Source organism: Clostridium estertheticum (assembly GCF_026650985.1).
GTDB classification, from domain to species: domain Bacteria; phylum Bacillota; class Clostridia; order Clostridiales; family Clostridiaceae; genus Clostridium_AD; species Clostridium_AD estertheticum_C.
Genome location: NZ_CP086239.1, coordinates 466,346 through 483,617 on the forward strand (window position 1 = coordinate 466,346; position 17,272 = coordinate 483,617).

Here is a 17,272-nt window from a genome sequence, read left to right on the forward strand (position 1 = left end):
ACAACAAAACAAAATAAAATAAAACAAAAATATTTTAAAAAAAAGAAGCGAAGGTGAGCATATGGAAAAAATAAAGTTAATAAATGGTATAAAATTATTATATAAAAAAGCTGAAAATAATTTAACTTCTTTTACAATAGGGTTTGATGCAGGGGCAAATAGAGAGGAAAAAGAACATTTAGGAGTTGCTCATGTGGTAGAGCATATGCTTTTTAAGGGTACAAAAACACGCAGTGAATATGAAATAAATAAATTATGCGATGAGACTTTTGGTTTTTGTAATGCAATGACTAACTATCCATACGTAGTATATTATGGCACCACTTTAGATGAGGATTTTGAAAAAGGATTTGAGATTTACTCTGATATTCTTTTAAAGCCTTCTTTTAAAGATGAAGGGTTTTGTGAGGAAATAGAAGTGATTTGCGCCGAACTAAAAGAATGGAAGGATGATTCCAATCAATTTTGTGAAGATTCCATGTTTTATAATGGGTTTGAAAAGAGAAGGATTAAGGATCTAATTATAGGTACTGAGGAAAGTGTACGCTCTATTACCATTAAGCAGATTAAGGATTTTTATGAAAAGTATTACACTGCTGATAATTGCGTAATAAGTGTAGTATCTTCTTTGGATCTTAGAGAAATTTTAAAAATAGTGGAGAAATGTATTGGTAATATGAAGGCTAAATTAGCCTCTGAAAAAGGCCTTATAGAAGAAACTTTAGAGAACAGGTACGAAAATAATAAACCAGGTATCTATTATGAATATAGAGATGACTTGCAAGGTGCTAAAATTCAATATTGTTTCCCAATACATAATTTAACACCTAGAGAAGTTAGTGCGTTAAAACTATTTAACTTAGTTTTTGGAGATGGTACAAGCAGTATTTTGTATGATGAAGTAAGGACTAAGAGAGGTCTTGTTTATGATATAAGTAGTAAGATAAAAAATGAAATAGGAATAAAACTTTTTACCATATCACTTGGAACTTCAAATGAAAATGCTTACAAGACTATAGAAATTATTAATTTTGAAATAAAAAAAGTTAAGGAACTTAGAAACTTTTTTGATGAGGAATGTTTGCTAAAATTGTGTAAAAGTTACAAACTGCGTAGAATGGTAGCGCTCGAGAAATCTATTCAAACTAGTGTGAGCTTATGCGTATATGAAATTATGTATGAGGATGGTTTTGAGTTATTTTCTGAATTCGAAGTAATGAAAGACATTACAGATTTCGAGATAATGGATGTAGTAAACAAGGTTTTAGTTAATGCTACGGTGCAGGTTCTGATGCCAAATGTGGAAAGTAGGAGATAAATATGGAGAAAAAGTGGTTACTAAGAAATACATCTAAAGATGTTATTTCACTCGCAAATAAATCAGGTGTAAGTCCAGTTGTAGCTAAGATTTTAATTAATAGAGGATTTGATAATGAAATAGACATAAGAAAATTTATGAGGGCAAGTATAGATGATTTGTATGACCCTTTTTTAATGAAAGATATGGAAAAAGCTATAGATATAATAAAACTAGCAATAGAAAACAAAGAAAAAATTGTTGTATATGGTGACTACGACGCCGATGGAGTTACGAGTACCGTTATAATGTATAAGGGATTAAGTCGTTCTGGGGCTAACGTAGAATATTACGTGCCAGATCGGGAACATGAGGGTTACGGTATAAATAGTGATAGGATAAGAAAACTAAATGATGAAGGTTTTAAAGTTGTTTTAACCTGCGATAATGGAATTGCAGCTATGGAGCAAGTGAAACTAGCAAAAGAATTAGGTATGATTGTTATAGTAACTGATCATCATGAGCTACAATTTGATGAAAATGAATCAGGGGAAAGAACTTTTAAGTTACCACCAGCAGATGCTGTTATTAACCCAAAACAAAACGAATGTAAGTATCCATTTAAGAATTTATGTGGTGCCGGTATTGCTTTTAAATTTGTACAAGCATTATTTATAAAAATTGGGATTGATGTGAAATTTGCAAATGAATTTATAGAAATTGCAGGGATAGGAACTATTTGTGATGTGGTGGATTTAGTGGATGAGAATAGGATAATTGCTAAAAATGCCTTAGATATGTTAACTAATACAAAGAACCTTGGCTTAAGGTGTTTAAAGGAAATGTTAAGTATTAATGATAAAGAGATTAAGTGTTATCACGTCGGTTTTCAAATAGGACCATGTATTAATGCTACTGGCAGGCTCGAATCTGCATCTATATCAGTTGAATTGCTCCTATGTGAGGAAGAAAATAGAGCAAAAGAGCTTGCTAAAACTTTATTTGATCTTAATAAAAAAAGACAAGAAATGACTACAGAGAATGTGGAGGAGGTTATAGAACTTATACATAATTCCACTTTTAAGGGTGATAAAGTATTAGTAATCTATAAGGATACTATTCATGAGAGTATTGCAGGGATTGTAGCAGGGCGTGTTAGGGAAACTTTTAATGTGCCAACAATAATATTAACAAAAGGAAAAGAAACTCCTAAAGGTTCAGCAAGATCTATTAAAGAATATAATTTGTTTGAGGAATTAATAAAATGTAAAGAATTACTAGAAAAGTTTGGAGGCCATCCAATGGCAGCGGGTCTTTCAATAAAAGAAGAAAATATAGAAAAGCTAAGGCTAAAATTAAATCTTATTTGTACATTAACAGATGAGGATATAAAACCTAAGATAAGAATAGACCAGAGAATGCCCCTCGGTGAAATAAATTATGAAATGATAAACGAGTTAGAACAGCTAGAACCATTTGGTAAAGGAAATTCGTCACCTTTACTTGCTGAGAAAAATATTTCTATTTTAAAAATAGATATTTTAGGTAAAAATGCTAACACAATAAAAATAAAGTGTGTGATACCGGGATTAAATAAGACTATTGATGGAATATTTTTTAATAGGGTAGATGAATTTATAGAAATGTTAAAAGATAGATATGGAGAAGAACATATGAATTATCTAACAAACCCTAGAGGGATGAAATTAGACTTAATTTACTCACCTCAAATCAATGAGTATAATGGACGTAAATCTATTCAACTTAAAATTTTAGAATTTAAACTTAGTTAATTATCTTTTGCAGATCTGAAATGTAAATAAACTAATAAGGGCACATAGACTAAAATCTATGTGCCCTTACTAATATTATTATTCTTTTAAATTATAAATTTCTTTCATATTGTTCTACCATCTTTTTAACCATTTGTCCACCCACAGAACCACATTCTCTTGAAGTTAAGTCACCATTGTAATCTGTAAAGTTGACTCCTAATTCTTTTGCAGTTTCCATTTTGAATGAATATAATCCAGCTTTAGCTTCAGGTACTAATTGTCTGTTTGACATTTTAATCACTCCTTCTATAATTTATTTTGGTTATGATAGTATCTTGTGTAGAAATAAGAAATTTATAATAGAATATTAGAGGGAAATTAGGAAAGTAAAGTATTACAAATGAATATTTGTAAGTAAATCAAATAAAAAGGTTAAGAGGCATATGACTTGCATATACCTCTTAACCAATTTTAGAATTTTAATTATAAATTTTTCTCGTACTGTTCAACCATTTTTTTAGTCATTTGTCCGCCTACTGATCCATTTTGTCTAGAAGTAAGGTCACCATTGTAACCTTCTTTTAAATCAACTCCAACTTCTTTAGCAGCTTCCATTTTAAATTTGTTTAAACCTGCTTTTGCTTGTGGTACTAATGTTTTATTTGCCATTGTTAACTCACTCCTTTTATAATTTATTTTTGTTGAAATAATTTGTTATTGAAAAACTTTGAATATACAAATCAACATATAAAAATTTAAATTATAAGTTTTTTTCGTATTGTTCTACCATTTTTTTAACCATTTGTCCGCCTACTGATCCATTTTGTCTAGAAGTAAGATCGCCATTGTAACCATCTGTTAAATTAACTCCAACTTCTTGAGCAGCCTCCATTTTAAATTTGTTAAGACCTGCTTTTGCTTGTGGTACTAATGTTTTATTTGCCATTGTTAATCACTCCTTTTTAATATATTTTTGTTATGATAATATCTTGTGCATTAATTAGAAATATATAATAGTTTTTTAGAGGTAAACAAGGAAAATGTAGGTTTAAATTATAAATTTTTCTCGTACTGTTCAACCATTTTTTTAACCATTTGTCCGCCTACTGATCCATTTTGTCTAGAAGTAAGATCGCCATTGTAACCATCTGTTAAATTAACTCCAACTTCTTGAGCAGCCTCCATTTTAAATTTGTTAAGACCTGCTCTTGCTTCTGGTACTAATTGTCTATTTCTACTTGCCATAATAATTGCCTCCTTTTATTTTGGTGATTACTTGATGATAGTAGTTTAACCGCATAGTCTTTTTTTATATTAGTTGATTGAAGGATAATTTTGAAAATCATAAGTTGTTTAGGAAATTGTGGATAACGAAAGTTTTTATAAATACCGAACTTCTTATTCTAAGTAGTATATAATAAGATAGTATAAACTGAATAAAGCATGTTTTAAAAGGAGTGTTAAAGTGGAAAAACACAAAATAATAATGACTGGTGGAGGTTCAGCAGGACATGTAACACCAAATCTTGCACTTATACCAAAACTTAAAATGTTAGGTTATGAAATTGAATATATTGGAACAAAGGAAGGTATAGAAAGGAAAATAATAGAGGGCGAAAATATTAAGTACTTTCCTATATCCAGCGGGAAACTTAGAAGATATTTTGATTTTAAAAACTTTACAGATCCTTTAAAAGTAATTAAAGGTATTTTTGAGGCGAAAAAAATTATTAAAATGGAAAAACCGGATATTGTTTTTTCTAAAGGTGGATTTGTTTCTGTTCCTGTTGTGCTTGCTGCATTTTTTAACAAAGTACCAGTGATTGCACATGAATGTGATATTACACCAGGACTTGCTAATAGGTTAGTATCTCCTTATTGCACAAAAGTATGTGTAACTTTTCCAGAAGCATTAAAAGAATTAAAAAAAGGAAAAGGTGTTGTAACTGGAAATCCTATCAGACGTGAATTGTTCGAAGGAAATAAAATTAAAGGTAACCAAATATGTGGTTTTAAAGATAAAAAACCAGTACTTATGATTATCGGTGGTAGTCTAGGATCTAAAGTTATAAATGAGATTATAAGGGCGAAGCTTGATAAATTATTATTAGAATATAATGTTATTCATATTTGTGGTAGTGGCAATATTGATAAATCGCTTCAGGACAAAGATGGGTATAAGCAATTTGATTATATAAAAGACGAATTACCTCATTTATTGGCTAGTGCAGATATTGTTGTATCTAGGGCAGGAGCAAATGTTATTTTTGAATTACTTGCTCTAAGAAAACCTAATTTATTAATACCGTTATCAGCAAAGGCTAGTCGTGGTGATCAAATACTTAATGCAAGATCTTTTGAAAAAAGTGGGTATAGTATGGTTATTCAAGATGAAGATTTAACACCAGAAAATGTAGAAATGAAAATTAAGGAATTGTATAATGATAAAAATAAATATATTGAAAAAATGAATAATAGCAATACTGAAAAAAGTATTGATTTAATAGTAGAATTAATAGAAAAATATAGAAAAAGATGAAGAAGGTAAAATTTCTTCGTTCTTTTTATAATATAAGAGAGAACAAGTGGCTAGTAAAATGTGATAAAACATTAACAATGTTTTATCACATTTAGAGAATATTATTTGGCAAACTGTTCTATAACACTAACTTATTGTGTTTATACAGTATTTTATTTTTAAATATAATGTAGTATTTATAACGAAAAAACCTTGAATATTATTCATATTGATGTATAATTAAATTGTAACGTAGACTATCTATTAATATGAAAGTATGGGGTGATAGTAATGAAAAAATTAACAATAATTTACTTAAGTAACGGCGGAAACGTTGAAGTTTTAGCAAATCACATTGCTAAAGGTGCAAAGGATGCAGGTGCTCAGGTACTACTTAAACTAGTTAGTGAAGCATCAGTTGAAGATGTAACTAATGCAGATGTAGTTGCATTTGGTAGTCCATCAATGGACAATAATAATATTGATCAAAAAGAAATGCAACCTTTTATTGATAAATTTAAATTGATTCCAGTTAATAATAAAATCACAGGTTTATTTGGATCTTATGGATGGGATAATGGAGAATTTATGAACAAATGGGTAAGTTTAATGAAAGAATATGAATTTAATGTTGTACAAAACATAACAGTTAACGAGGCTCCTACTGATGAACAATTAGTTAAAGCAGAAGAAATGGGAAAAAGCTTGGTTAAATAAGTTTTTTTATAGAAACATGTAGAACTATGAAATGATGAGGTAAGTTACAGAATATGTAGATTACAAGTGTTCATCATGTCTAGCTAACGCTGAGAAGTGTTAGCTAGTTTTGCATAAAATCTATTAGAAAGTTATTATTTTGAAGTATAGAGATATTTTAATACAATACTCTTACATTTAATTTAAATAAAAGCGTTTAAACAATTTTTATAATATTATTTAAGAAAGAAGGCTTATTAAATGAGAAAAATGAAAACTATGGACGGAAATACAGCGGCGGCACATGTTGCCTATGCATATACCGATGTTGCAGCAATTTACCCTATAACACCATCATCAACGATGGCAGAATATTGTGATGAACTTGCAGCTAAAGGAACAAAAAATGTATTTGGTCAAAAAGTTAAAATTATGGAAATGCAATCAGAAGCAGGAGCTGCAGGAGCAGTACATGGTTCACTTCAAACAGGAGCTTTAACTTCAACTTTTACATGTTCTCAAGGATTATTATTAATGATTCCAAACATGTACAAAATTGCAGGAGAATTATTACCAGGAGTATTTCATGTAGCTGCTAGAGCGTTAACAACTCATGCACTTAATATTTTTGGAGATCATCAAGATGTAATGGCAACAAGGCAGACAGGTTTTGCTTTACTTGCATCTAATAGTGTACAAGAGGTAATGGATCTTTCACCAGTTGCTCATTTAACAGCTATTGAAGGAAAAATTCCATTTGTAAACTTCTTTGATGGATTTAGAACTTCTCATGAAATACAAAAAATAGAAGCATGGGATTATGAAACTTTAGGAAGCCTTTTAGATAAAGAAGCATTAGAGACTTTTAGAAATAAAGCATTAAACCCAGAACATCCAGTAACTCGTGGAACAGCACAAAATCCAGATGTTTATTTCCAAGGAAGAGAAGCTTCAAACACATATTATGATGCTCTTCCAGAAAAAGTTGAAACATGTATGGGAAAAATAAATTCATTAATCGGAACTGACTACCACTTATTTAACTATTATGGTGCACCTGATGCAGACAGAATAATAATAGCAATTGGATCAGTTTGTGAAACAATTGAAGAAACTATTGATTATTTAACTGCAAAAGGAGAAAAGGTTGGAGTACTTAAAGTACATTTATTTAGACCTTTCTCAGTAGATCATTTCTTTAAATACATACCAAAAACAGTTAAAAAAATATCAGTACTTGATAGAACTAAAGAACCAGGATCAATTGGAGAACCTTTATATCAAGATGTTAGAAGCGCATATTTTGATCAAGAAAACAGACCAGTTATTGTTGGTGGAAGATATGGACTTGGATCAAAAGATACTACTCCAGCTCAAATCGTTGCTGTATATGATGCTTTAAAAGCAAAAACTCCAGTAAACGGATTTACTGTAGGAATAGTTGATGATGTTACTAATAAATCACTTACAATAGGTGATGCTATTACAACAACACCAGAAGGAACTAAAGAATGTAAATTCTGGGGTCTTGGATCAGATGGTACTGTTGGAGCTAACAAGAGTGCAATCAAAATCATAGGAAACCATACAGATATGTTTGCACAAGCTTACTTTGCATATGATTCTAAAAAATCAGGTGGAGTAACAATTTCTCATCTAAGATTTGGTAAGAAAGCTATAAAATCAACATACTTAATTAGTTCTGCAAACTACGTTGCCTGTGGTAACCAAGCTTATGTAACTAAATATGATGTTTTAAAAGGAATTAAAGATGGTGGAACATTCTTATTGAATTGTATATGGAGTGCTGAAGAATTAGAACAACATTTACCATCAACAATGAAAAACTATATTGCTAATCACAATATTAACTTCAATATTATTGATGCAGTTGGAATAGCAGGTAAAATAGGTCTTGGTGGAAGAGTTAACATGATTATGCAAGCTGCTTTCTTCCAATTAGCAGACATAATACCAGTAGAAGATGCAGTTAAATATCTTAAAGCTGCTGTTATTACATCTTACGGTAAAAAAGGCGAAAAGGTTATTAACATGAATAACGCTGCAATTGATGAAGGTGTTCAATCAGTTGTTAAAGTTAATGTACCAGCAAGCTGGAAAACAGTTAAAGATGCAACAGTAGCACAAGATGCTAGACCAGACTTCGTTAAAAATATTGCTGATGTAATGAACAGACAAGAAGGAGACTCTTTACCTGTAAGTGCATTTGTTGGAATAGAAGATGGAACATTAATGCCAGGAACAGCTGCATTTGAAAAGAGAGGAATTGCTGTTAATGTACCAGAATGGCAAGTAGATAAATGTATACAATGTAATCAATGTGCATATGTATGTCCTCATGCTGTAATAAGACCTTTCTTAACTAATGATGAAGATCTTAAAAATGCTCCAAAAACTTACGAAAGTAAGAAAGCTATTGGAAAAGGCCTTGAAGGTCAACATTTTTCAATAGGAATAAGTAATGCAGATTGTAGTGGTTGTGGTAACTGCGCAGAAGTTTGCCCAGCTAAAGAAAAAGCTTTAATCATGAAACCATATGCAACACAAGAAGCTAAATTACCAAACTGGAAGTTTAACATAAACTTACCTAAGAAAGAAAATCCAATGGGAACAGCAACTGTTAAGGGAAGCCAATTTGAGCAACCATTAATGGAATTCAGCGGAGCTTGTGCTGGATGTGGAGAAACTCCATATGCTAGACTTATAACTCAATTATTCGGAGATAGAATGTTAATAGCTAATGCTACAGGATGTTCATCTATTTGGGGAGCAAGTTCACCAGCTTCACCATATACAGTTAACAAACGTGGTCAAGGTCCAGCTTGGGCTAACTCATTATTTGAAGATAATGCTGAATTCGGATTTGGTATGTTCCTTGCAACTAGCCAATTAAGAGATAAAGTTGAAATGTCAGCTAAAGAAGCATTGACAATGAAAACAAGTGATGCATTAAAAGCAGTTATTAATGAATGGATAGAAAACAAAGAAGATGCAGAAGGTTCAAAAGCTGCAACTGATAAAATGTTACCATTATTAAATGCTGAAAAAGATAATAACGAAGCATTGAAAGAAATATTTGCTAAGAGAGATCATTTAGTTAAGAAATCTCAATGGATATTTGGTGGAGATGGCTGGGCTTATGATATCGGATATGGCGGAGTTGATCATGTACTTGCATCTGGAGAAGATGTAAATATATTTGTATTTGATACTGAAGTATATTCAAATACTGGTGGTCAGGCTTCAAAATCTACACCAACTGCAGCAGTTGCAAAATTTGCCGCTACTGGTAAGAGAACTAAGAAAAAAGATTTAGGTATGATGGCAATGACTTACGGATATGTTTATGTTGCTCAAATAGCAATGGGTGCTGATAAAGCACAAACATTAAAAGCTATAAAAGAAGCAGAAGCATATAAAGGACCATCACTTATAATCGCTTATGCACCATGTATTAATCATGGTCTTAAAGTTGGAATGGGATGTACACAACTTGAGACTAAGAGAGCTGTTGAATCAGGATACTGGGCTATGTATAGATTTAATCCAGATCTTAAAGATGCAGGAAAGAACCCATTCGTATTAGACTCTAAAGAACCAACTACTTCATTTAGAGATTACCTAATGGGCGAAGTAAGATATTCTTCACTTGCAAAAAGTTTCCCAGAAGTTGCAGAAGAATTATTTGTTAAAACAGAAAATGATGCTAAAGAAAGATTAGCAGGATACAAAAAACTTGCTAGTGAAAAATAGTATTTAACACTTTTAAAAAAAGGAAGATGAATTAAATTTCATCTTCCTTTTTCATTTACACTAATTTAATAAAAAAAATTTAAAAAACCCTTTTATTATTTTATGTTTTAGGGTAGAATTAAGATATACTGAAACTAGGAGGTACTACATTATGAATGAAGATAAAAATACATCATGCGGATGTGGTGGTCACGAACATGACCATGAAAATAAAGGTTGCGGATGCGGTGGCCATGATAATGAAGAAAAAAATGAAGGTTGTGGATGTGGTGGTCATGAACATGAACATGAGCATGAAGGCTGTGGTTGCGGATGTGGCGAAGGCGAAGCATTAACAGTAGATTTAGAGGATGAAAATGGTAACGTAGTTCCATGTGAAATAGTAGATGGATTTACTTATAAAGAAAATGAATATGCTTTAGTTCAAAACCCTGAAGATGATTCAATATATCTTTTCAAGGTAATTGGAGATGAAGAAACAGGCGAATTAATTATACCTGAAGATGAAGAGTTTGCAGAAGTAACTGCATATTATGAAGAATTAATTAAAGACGAAAAATAATTCTAGGAGGAGCCGTTGCAAATGCAGCGGCTTCTTTTTAAATTAAAATCAGTATTAGCAATAACATTATGGTAATAATATTATAAGGTATTTCTAAGGGAGGTATAGATTTGAAGGAAAAATTAGCTATTTTTGATGTGGATTACACAATAACAAAACGAGAGACCTTAGTAGAATTTTATATTTTCATGCTTAAGAAGAATCCCAAATATATAAAATATCTGCCTAAAAGTATATTTTCATCCCTTTTTTATGTATTTAAAATATATGATGCTTCGAAAGCAAAAAAGACTTTTATAAGATTTATAGACGGTATAGAAGAAAATGATATGAAGAAAATTGTTAAAGAATTTTATGAAAAACGCTTAAGTAAAATATTATATAAAGACGCTATAGATACCATAAAAAAAATGAAAAAACAGGGGTACAAAATCTATTTGATTTCTGCTTCAGCTGAATTTTATTTAAGTGAACTCTATAATATAAAAGAAGTCGATAAAGTAATAGGAACTCGTTTTATAAAAGAGAACGGATTGCATAGAAATCAAATCTTAGGCGAAAATTGTAAGGGTGAAGAAAAGGTAAAAAGACTAAAAGAAGTCTTGCTTAAAGAAAATATAGATGTGGATTTTGAAAATTCATGTATGTTTTCCGATTCACTCTCTGATTTACCACTTTTTAATTTAGTAGGGCATCCTTATTTGATAAATTATAAAAAAACACATGATAAAATTGAAATTTTGAGGTGGAAATAGGATTATTTATAAGATATAAAGTATAATAAAAATATAAACATGGAAGATATGACAAATATTAATTGTTATATCTTCAAAATAAGGGGGAGAATTTATATGGACAAGTGTACAGAAATGTATTTTTTATTTGGGGATGAACTTAAGAGCAGTGAAGAATTTGATAATTATAGTAGTGATACTGGAAAATCACTATATGAGGTTATAAGAGTAAGTGATGGAATTCCAATATTTTTTATGGAACACTTAAGTCGTCTTGAAAATTCTGCGAAAATTATGAAATACAGTTTAACTATAACAAAAAATGAAATTATAGATGGAGTTATTAAATTAATAAGTCACAATAAAGTAAAAGATGGAAATTTAAAATTAGTTATAAACTATAATCCGGATGATGAAAACCTTTATAATAAAGGGTTTAATGAAAAGTTTTTAGTATATTTTGTGAAACATTCATATCCAACAAATAATCAATACATAGAGGGTGTAAAAACTATTACTTATCATGGTGAAAGAAGTAATCCTAATGCGAAGGTTATTAATAATGAATTTCGTGAAAATGTAAATTTGAAAATAAAGGGTGAAAATGTTTATGAAGCAATCTTAATTGATAATGCTGGATATATTACAGAGGGTAGTAAATCAAATATTTTTATGGTAAAAGGAACTACAGTTGTAACCTCAAGAGTTATGAATGTATTACCTGGAATTACAAGACAATTTATTATAAAAACTTGTGAAAAATTAAATATAAAATTTATAGAGAAAGATGTTTTTGAAAAGGAGCTTAAATCATATAATGGTTTGTTTATTTCCGGGACATCACCTAAGGTTCTTCCAATAGAAAGCGTGGATGGATTTTCTTTTAATTCATCAGAAAATTCAATAATAAAAGCAATAATGGTAGGGTTTGATGATGAATTAAAAGAGAATAAACAGAAATTTGTAAAGTTTATTTCGAATAGAACGATAAATAAATAAAACATTCTGAGGCGAGGGATACCACAGAATGATTATGGCATAATTTTTCTATAGAAAGAGGTGGTATAAGTGGATGATAGGCCAGAACTTCAAAAATTTGAAGGATCTAATGTTAAGGAGTGTTTAAAAAATGCAAGTCTTAGTTTAGGTGTTTCGAAAGAACTAATTAAATATTCAATACTTGAGGAAAAAAGAGGTTTATTTAAGAAACATGTTATAATTTCTATCGATTCTATAGATGGGCTACAAGATGAAGGTAGTCTAAAATTAGAATTTGCTCAAAAAGATGATATTAAAATAGATTCTCATAATGAAAAAGATGGAACTATAGAAATTAAAAATGGTAAAATCATAGTAAAAAATCCTTATGATGGAGGTAAACCGGCTGCAATTTCTAATACTAATACTAATATTACACTAACTGTAAACGGAGAAAAAGTAACTTTACGTGTTAATGTGCAAAAAGAAAACATTATTGAAGTATTTCTAAAAGAAGATGAAGCTACTCGAAATTTAAATTTAAGTACAAGCCCAGACAATATGGAAGCTTATATTAGTATAAAGTATAAACCTAATATAATCTATAAATTAAAAGATAGTCCACCTAAAAATTCAGTATTAATAGAGTCTGAAGTAAAAGAAAAAATTATGCCACCAAAATTTACAGAGGCAGAAATTAATAATGGATTATTAAATAATAAAATTAAATATGGTATTTTGAAGATGGTTGTTATAAAATGTTCAAAAGAAGATGAAGTTTCCCAGTTAATTATTGCAAATGGGAAGAAAGTAATAGATGCAATAGATGATAGACTAGAAGTAAAGTATAATGGGGTCCATAAGGATTATAACAATGATGAGGTTATTGACTACAAAGCTATAGGAACAGTTGAAGGTGTAGAAAAAGGACAGGTCTTAGCTATCCTTCATCGCGGTAAAAGCGGAGAAGATGGAGTAGACATTAATGGTAAGGTAATAAAAACTAAAAATGCTAAAAGTCTAACACTTGGAGTAGGAGAAGGTTGTGAACTTACAGATGAGTTTACGGTGACTGCAACTAGTAAAGGTAGACCATCACTTAGGGGAAGTACTTTTTTCGTCTATAAAACTTATGAAGTAAATGGTGATGTAGAATTAAAAACAGGAAATATTCAATTTGTTGGTGATATAGTTATAGGTGGAAGTGTACGTGAAGGTATGAAAGTAGAATCAGGTAATTCTATTTTGATAAAAAATAATGTAGCGGAAGCTGATATTAAAGCGTCTGGTGATGTTGTGATTAAGGGGAATGTAATTCATTCAAATATTTCATCTGGAAAGGAAGATGTATTAAATTTAGAATTTTTAAATGATATAAAAAGCATGAAAGATGACATGTTAAAATTAATAGCATCCATAAGGCAAGTAAAAGGGATAAACCTTATAAGGAAAAATAATAGTGATGGAGAACTTATTAAAATATTACTTGAAAGTAAATTTAAAAAACTTCCTCAAACTGCAATTAAAGTAGTTAAAAGAATAATGGAACTAGAAAATACTGAGGATGAATTAATATTTATAATAAAACATAAAATACTAAATCTTGCACCTCTTAATATTGTTGATTTCGAGGAATTAAATGATGTTGTGACAATTATAGAAAATAAAATTGAGAAAATGGAAATGAATTTAACTCTTCCAGTGGATGTAGTATTAGACTATTCACAAGACTCAACAATTAAGAGTTCAGGTAATATTATTTTTACTGGCAAAGGTGAATATGTTTCAGAGCTTGTAGCAAGCGGTAGTATATTATTTCAGCAGGATAAAAGCTTAGCTCGTGGGGGAGTTATAAAAGCGGGTAAAGAAATCAAATGCAAAGTAGTTGGGGGTCTAGGGGGGGTATCGACAAAACTTATTGTAGAAAAAAATGGGCATATATGGGCAGATGTTGCTTATCCTAATACTAGATTTATTGTAGGCGAAAGAGAATATGTACTTGATGTTCTTAGTAAAAATATTCACGCCTTCATAGATGAGGATAGGGAATTAATAGTTGAGAAATTACAAGGTTAGGAGGGTTAAATATGAAACAGGAAGATATTAAAGTACTTGTTTTTAGTGTAAATGGGGAACAATATGCTACAAGCATTTTAGAAGTAGAGCGAATATTAGAATATGAAAAGACAACTAAAGTTCCAGATTCACCACAATTTGTTGAAGGGGTAATAAACTATGAAGATAGCATTTTACCGGTTATAACATTAACCAAAAGATTCAATCTAGAAGCATCTGAAATTGGCAAGGATTCTAAAATAATAGTTACAAAGCAAAAGGACAGCAAAATAGGTATAATAGTTGATTTTGTATCAGAAGTTAAAGATGTAGGTAAAGATAATATAGAAGATTCACCAGAGATAATTACGGGAATATCTAAAAGATACATTAAAGGACTTATTAAAATCGATGGTAAAATAATCATATATTTAAACATTTCAGCTATATTGACTGATGAAGAAAAAATACAAATATTATAAAATAGGGTGTTATTATGGAATATAATGAGATAAAGGTAGGAATTGCAGATTTAAATGTAGTGTTTTCACCAAATAAATTAATAACTGTTGGGCTTGGGTCTTGTGTGGGCATTGCAATTTTTGATAAATACATAGGAATTGCGGGACTAGCACACATAATGCTTCCAGACAGTAGCCAGTTTAATAAAATAACAAATGAAATAAAGTTCGCGGATTTGGCTATACCTATTTTAGTTAACAAAATGATTAGTAAAGGTGCAAAGTTATCCAATATGCGGGCTAAAATAGCAGGTGGAGCGTCAATGTTTAATTTTTCTGATAAAAGTATAATTATGGATATTGGTAATCGAAATAGTATAGCAGTGAAAAATACTCTGAAAATGCTATCTATCCCACTACTCGCGGAAGACATCGGTGGTAATAAAGGAAGAACTTTAATATTTGATACAACTAATGGTCTACTGTCTATTAGGACTGTAGGAATAGGAACCGTGGAGATTTAAACAAAAGTAGAGGGTGATATATAATGCTTAACAAGATAAAAGTTTTTGTAGTAGATGATTCGGCATTAATGAGAAAAATAATTTCTGATATGATTAATGCTGAAACAGAAATGGAAGTTATAGGCACAGCAAGAAATGGCGAGGAACTATTATCAAAAATAGAACGCTTGGTACCTGACGTAATAACTTTGGATATTGAAATGCCCCAGATGGATGGTATAACGACGCTAAAGAGATTAAAAACAGTTAACAGAAATGTACAAGCTATAATGCTTAGCAGTAGCTCTAAGGCTAGTACAGAGTTAACTATGCAGTGTCTTGAACTAGGAGCTTTTGATTTTATTGCAAAACCATCTGGGGCAATATCATTAGATATAAATAAAGTTAAAGATGAATTGGTTCAAAAAATAAAATTAGCTTATATGAAAAGTGAAAGTAGAACTACCACGATCTTTGAAAAAAAAATAAATATAAATAAAGTAGTATCTAAGAATACTATAGAGAGACCGTTAAAGGCAGCAGTTCCAATTATTGAGGCTGTAGTTATTGGAGCATCTACCGGTGGTCCGAAAGCATTATATAAAGTAATAACAGTATTGCCCGATAATATAGGAGTACCAGTTTTAGTAGTGCAACATATGCCAACTGGTTTTACAAAGGCTTTTGCAGAGAGGCTTAATTTAAATAGTAAATTAAAAGTTGTTGAAGCCTCTGATGGTGATTTAATTGAAAAAAATGTAGTTTATATTGCGCCTGGTGGATATCATATGGAGGTAGGCCGTGACAAGAAAATACATTTAAATACTGAGCCTACTATCTGGGGGGTTAGGCCCGCAGTAGATAAGCTATTTATATCAGCAACAGCAGTTTATGGTTCTCGGCTTTTAAGCGTTATACTTACTGGAATGGGACGCGATGGTGCAAAAGGTACCTCAGCTATTAAAGACAATGGCGGAATAACTATGGCAGAACATGAATCTACCTGCACTATATATGGCATGCCAAAGGCTGCTTTTGAAACTGGTAAAGTAGATGAAGTGGTACCACTTGAAAATATTGCGCAGGAAATAAATAAGGTTGTAATGGGGAGATGAGCAAACGCTAATGGATTTAATTGATTTTCAGCATTGGGTCTTAAAAGAATATAGTATAGATTTGTCAGCGTATAAATCTAATCAGTTGCACAGACGAATTTTGAGCTTAATGTCAAGAGTGGGAGTTAATTCTGTAGAGGAATATATTAGTTTGCTTAAAAAGGATCCTGCTCAAAAACAGAAGTTCTTAGATTTTATAACAATAAATGTAACAGAATTTTTTAGAAACCCTGAAATATTTGATGAACTTTCAAAAAAGGTTAAGTCAGAACTCCCATATAATTCAGGACTTAAAATTTGGAGCGCGGCATGTTCTATTGGAGCTGAGCCTTATTCATTAGCTATGATTGTAGATAATTTAAATTCTCGCGGAAATCATAAAATTATAGCTACAGACATTGATAGTACAATACTTCAAAAAGCGAAAAATGGAGAGTATGTTTATTCAGAAGTTAAAAATGTTCCCAAACAATTTATGGACAAATATTTTGTAGTTAATGGGGACAAATACATAATTAGTCCTCAAATTAAAAAAATGGTTGAATTTAAGAAACATGATCTTATTTTAGATAAATTTGATAATAATTTTGATTTAGTAGTGTGCAGAAATGTAGTTATTTATTTTAATCAAGATGTTAAGGATAAAATATATCAAAAAATAAGTGATTCATTAAACAAAGGTGGTTTATTATTTGTAGGTGCCACTGAAAGTATATATAATTATAAAGAGTATGGATTTGAAAAAGCATCCACATTTATATATAAAAAATTATAGGGTGGATGAATCATTAAGAAAAAATGATA

17 protein-coding genes are annotated in these 17,272 nt (G+C 30.5%); 13 read left to right on the forward strand and 4 right to left on the reverse strand.

What is annotated here, in order from left to right; genetic code table 11:
* Positions 1-61 precede the first annotated feature (61 nt).
* Both LL038_RS02260 and recJ read left to right on the forward strand, forming a co-directional pair.
* Positions 62-1,318, forward strand: coding sequence for a M16 family metallopeptidase (locus LL038_RS02260; protein WP_216125627.1), 1,257 nt, complete (start codon positions 62-64; stop codon positions 1,316-1,318).
* Between the two features lie 2 nt (positions 1,319-1,320).
* The gene (gene recJ, locus LL038_RS02265) at positions 1,321-3,090 is read left to right on the forward strand and encodes a single-stranded-DNA-specific exonuclease RecJ (RefSeq protein ID WP_216125628.1); all 1,770 of its coding nucleotides are present in this window, start codon (positions 1,321-1,323) and stop codon (positions 3,088-3,090) included.
* A 91-nt stretch (positions 3,091-3,181) separates the two neighbouring features.
* Here the strand turns inward: recJ and LL038_RS02270 are convergent, their stop codons facing one another.
* The 4 genes from LL038_RS02270 to LL038_RS02285 all read right to left on the reverse strand — a co-directional run bounded on the left by LL038_RS02270 (position 3,182) and on the right by LL038_RS02285 (position 4,317).
* A complete protein-coding gene (locus LL038_RS02270; RefSeq protein WP_071613496.1) occupies positions 3,182-3,364 on the reverse strand; it encodes an alpha/beta-type small acid-soluble spore protein in 183 nt (60 codons plus the stop codon).
* Positions 3,365-3,555: 191 nt separating this feature from the next.
* Positions 3,556-3,741, reverse strand: coding sequence for an alpha/beta-type small acid-soluble spore protein (locus tag LL038_RS02275; protein ID WP_171296481.1), 186 nt, complete (start codon positions 3,739-3,741; stop codon positions 3,556-3,558).
* A gap of 91 nt (positions 3,742-3,832) precedes the next feature.
* Positions 3,833-4,018: an alpha/beta-type small acid-soluble spore protein gene (locus tag LL038_RS02280; RefSeq protein ID WP_171296479.1), complete on the reverse strand. Its 186-nt coding sequence runs from the start codon at positions 4,016-4,018 to the stop codon at positions 3,833-3,835.
* 107 nt (positions 4,019-4,125) lie between these two features.
* Positions 4,126-4,317: an alpha/beta-type small acid-soluble spore protein gene (locus LL038_RS02285; RefSeq protein WP_216109208.1), complete on the reverse strand. Its 192-nt coding sequence runs from the start codon at positions 4,315-4,317 to the stop codon at positions 4,126-4,128.
* 220 nt (positions 4,318-4,537) lie between these two features.
* Between LL038_RS02285 and LL038_RS02290 the strand changes: the two genes are divergently transcribed.
* The 11 genes from LL038_RS02290 (at position 4,538) to LL038_RS02340 (ending at position 17,243) form a co-directional block, all read left to right on the forward strand.
* Positions 4,538-5,611 (forward strand): undecaprenyldiphospho-muramoylpentapeptide beta-N-acetylglucosaminyltransferase, encoded by a 1,074-nt coding sequence (locus tag LL038_RS02290; protein ID WP_216122180.1) that lies wholly within the window; start codon positions 4,538-4,540, stop codon positions 5,609-5,611.
* A gap of 270 nt (positions 5,612-5,881) precedes the next feature.
* Positions 5,882-6,307: a flavodoxin gene (locus LL038_RS02295; RefSeq protein ID WP_216122182.1), complete on the forward strand. Its 426-nt coding sequence runs from the start codon at positions 5,882-5,884 to the stop codon at positions 6,305-6,307.
* A gap of 240 nt (positions 6,308-6,547) precedes the next feature.
* Positions 6,548-10,060 (forward strand): pyruvate:ferredoxin (flavodoxin) oxidoreductase, encoded by a 3,513-nt coding sequence (gene nifJ, locus LL038_RS02300; RefSeq protein WP_216122184.1) that lies wholly within the window; start codon positions 6,548-6,550, stop codon positions 10,058-10,060.
* Positions 10,061-10,211: 151 nt separating this feature from the next.
* Positions 10,212-10,622, forward strand: coding sequence for a DUF1292 domain-containing protein (locus LL038_RS02305; RefSeq protein WP_216122186.1), 411 nt, complete (start codon positions 10,212-10,214; stop codon positions 10,620-10,622).
* 110 nt (positions 10,623-10,732) lie between these two features.
* Positions 10,733-11,377, forward strand: a complete 645-nt coding sequence (locus LL038_RS02310; RefSeq protein WP_253200234.1) for an HAD-IB family hydrolase — start codon at positions 10,733-10,735, stop codon at positions 11,375-11,377.
* A 96-nt stretch (positions 11,378-11,473) separates the two neighbouring features.
* On the forward strand, positions 11,474-12,355 hold the full coding sequence (locus LL038_RS02315; protein WP_216122188.1) for an aminotransferase class IV: 882 nt from the start codon (positions 11,474-11,476) through the stop codon (positions 12,353-12,355).
* Positions 12,356-12,424: 69 nt separating this feature from the next.
* Entirely contained in the window at positions 12,425-14,410 is a 1,986-nt protein-coding gene (locus tag LL038_RS02320) for a flagellar assembly protein A (RefSeq protein ID WP_216122190.1), read from the forward strand.
* A gap of 11 nt (positions 14,411-14,421) precedes the next feature.
* Positions 14,422-14,871 carry a chemotaxis protein CheW gene (locus tag LL038_RS02325; protein WP_216122192.1) on the forward strand — a complete coding sequence of 150 codons (450 nt, stop codon included), beginning with the start codon at positions 14,422-14,424 and terminating at the stop codon, positions 14,869-14,871.
* Positions 14,872-14,885: 14 nt separating this feature from the next.
* A complete protein-coding gene (locus tag LL038_RS02330; protein ID WP_216122194.1) occupies positions 14,886-15,374 on the forward strand; it encodes a chemotaxis protein CheD in 489 nt (162 codons plus the stop codon).
* A gap of 23 nt (positions 15,375-15,397) precedes the next feature.
* A complete protein-coding gene (locus tag LL038_RS02335; protein ID WP_216122196.1) occupies positions 15,398-16,468 on the forward strand; it encodes a protein-glutamate methylesterase/protein-glutamine glutaminase in 1,071 nt (356 codons plus the stop codon).
* A gap of 10 nt (positions 16,469-16,478) precedes the next feature.
* Positions 16,479-17,243, forward strand: coding sequence for a CheR family methyltransferase (locus tag LL038_RS02340; protein ID WP_216122199.1), 765 nt, complete (start codon positions 16,479-16,481; stop codon positions 17,241-17,243).
* Positions 17,244-17,272 lie beyond the last annotated feature (29 nt).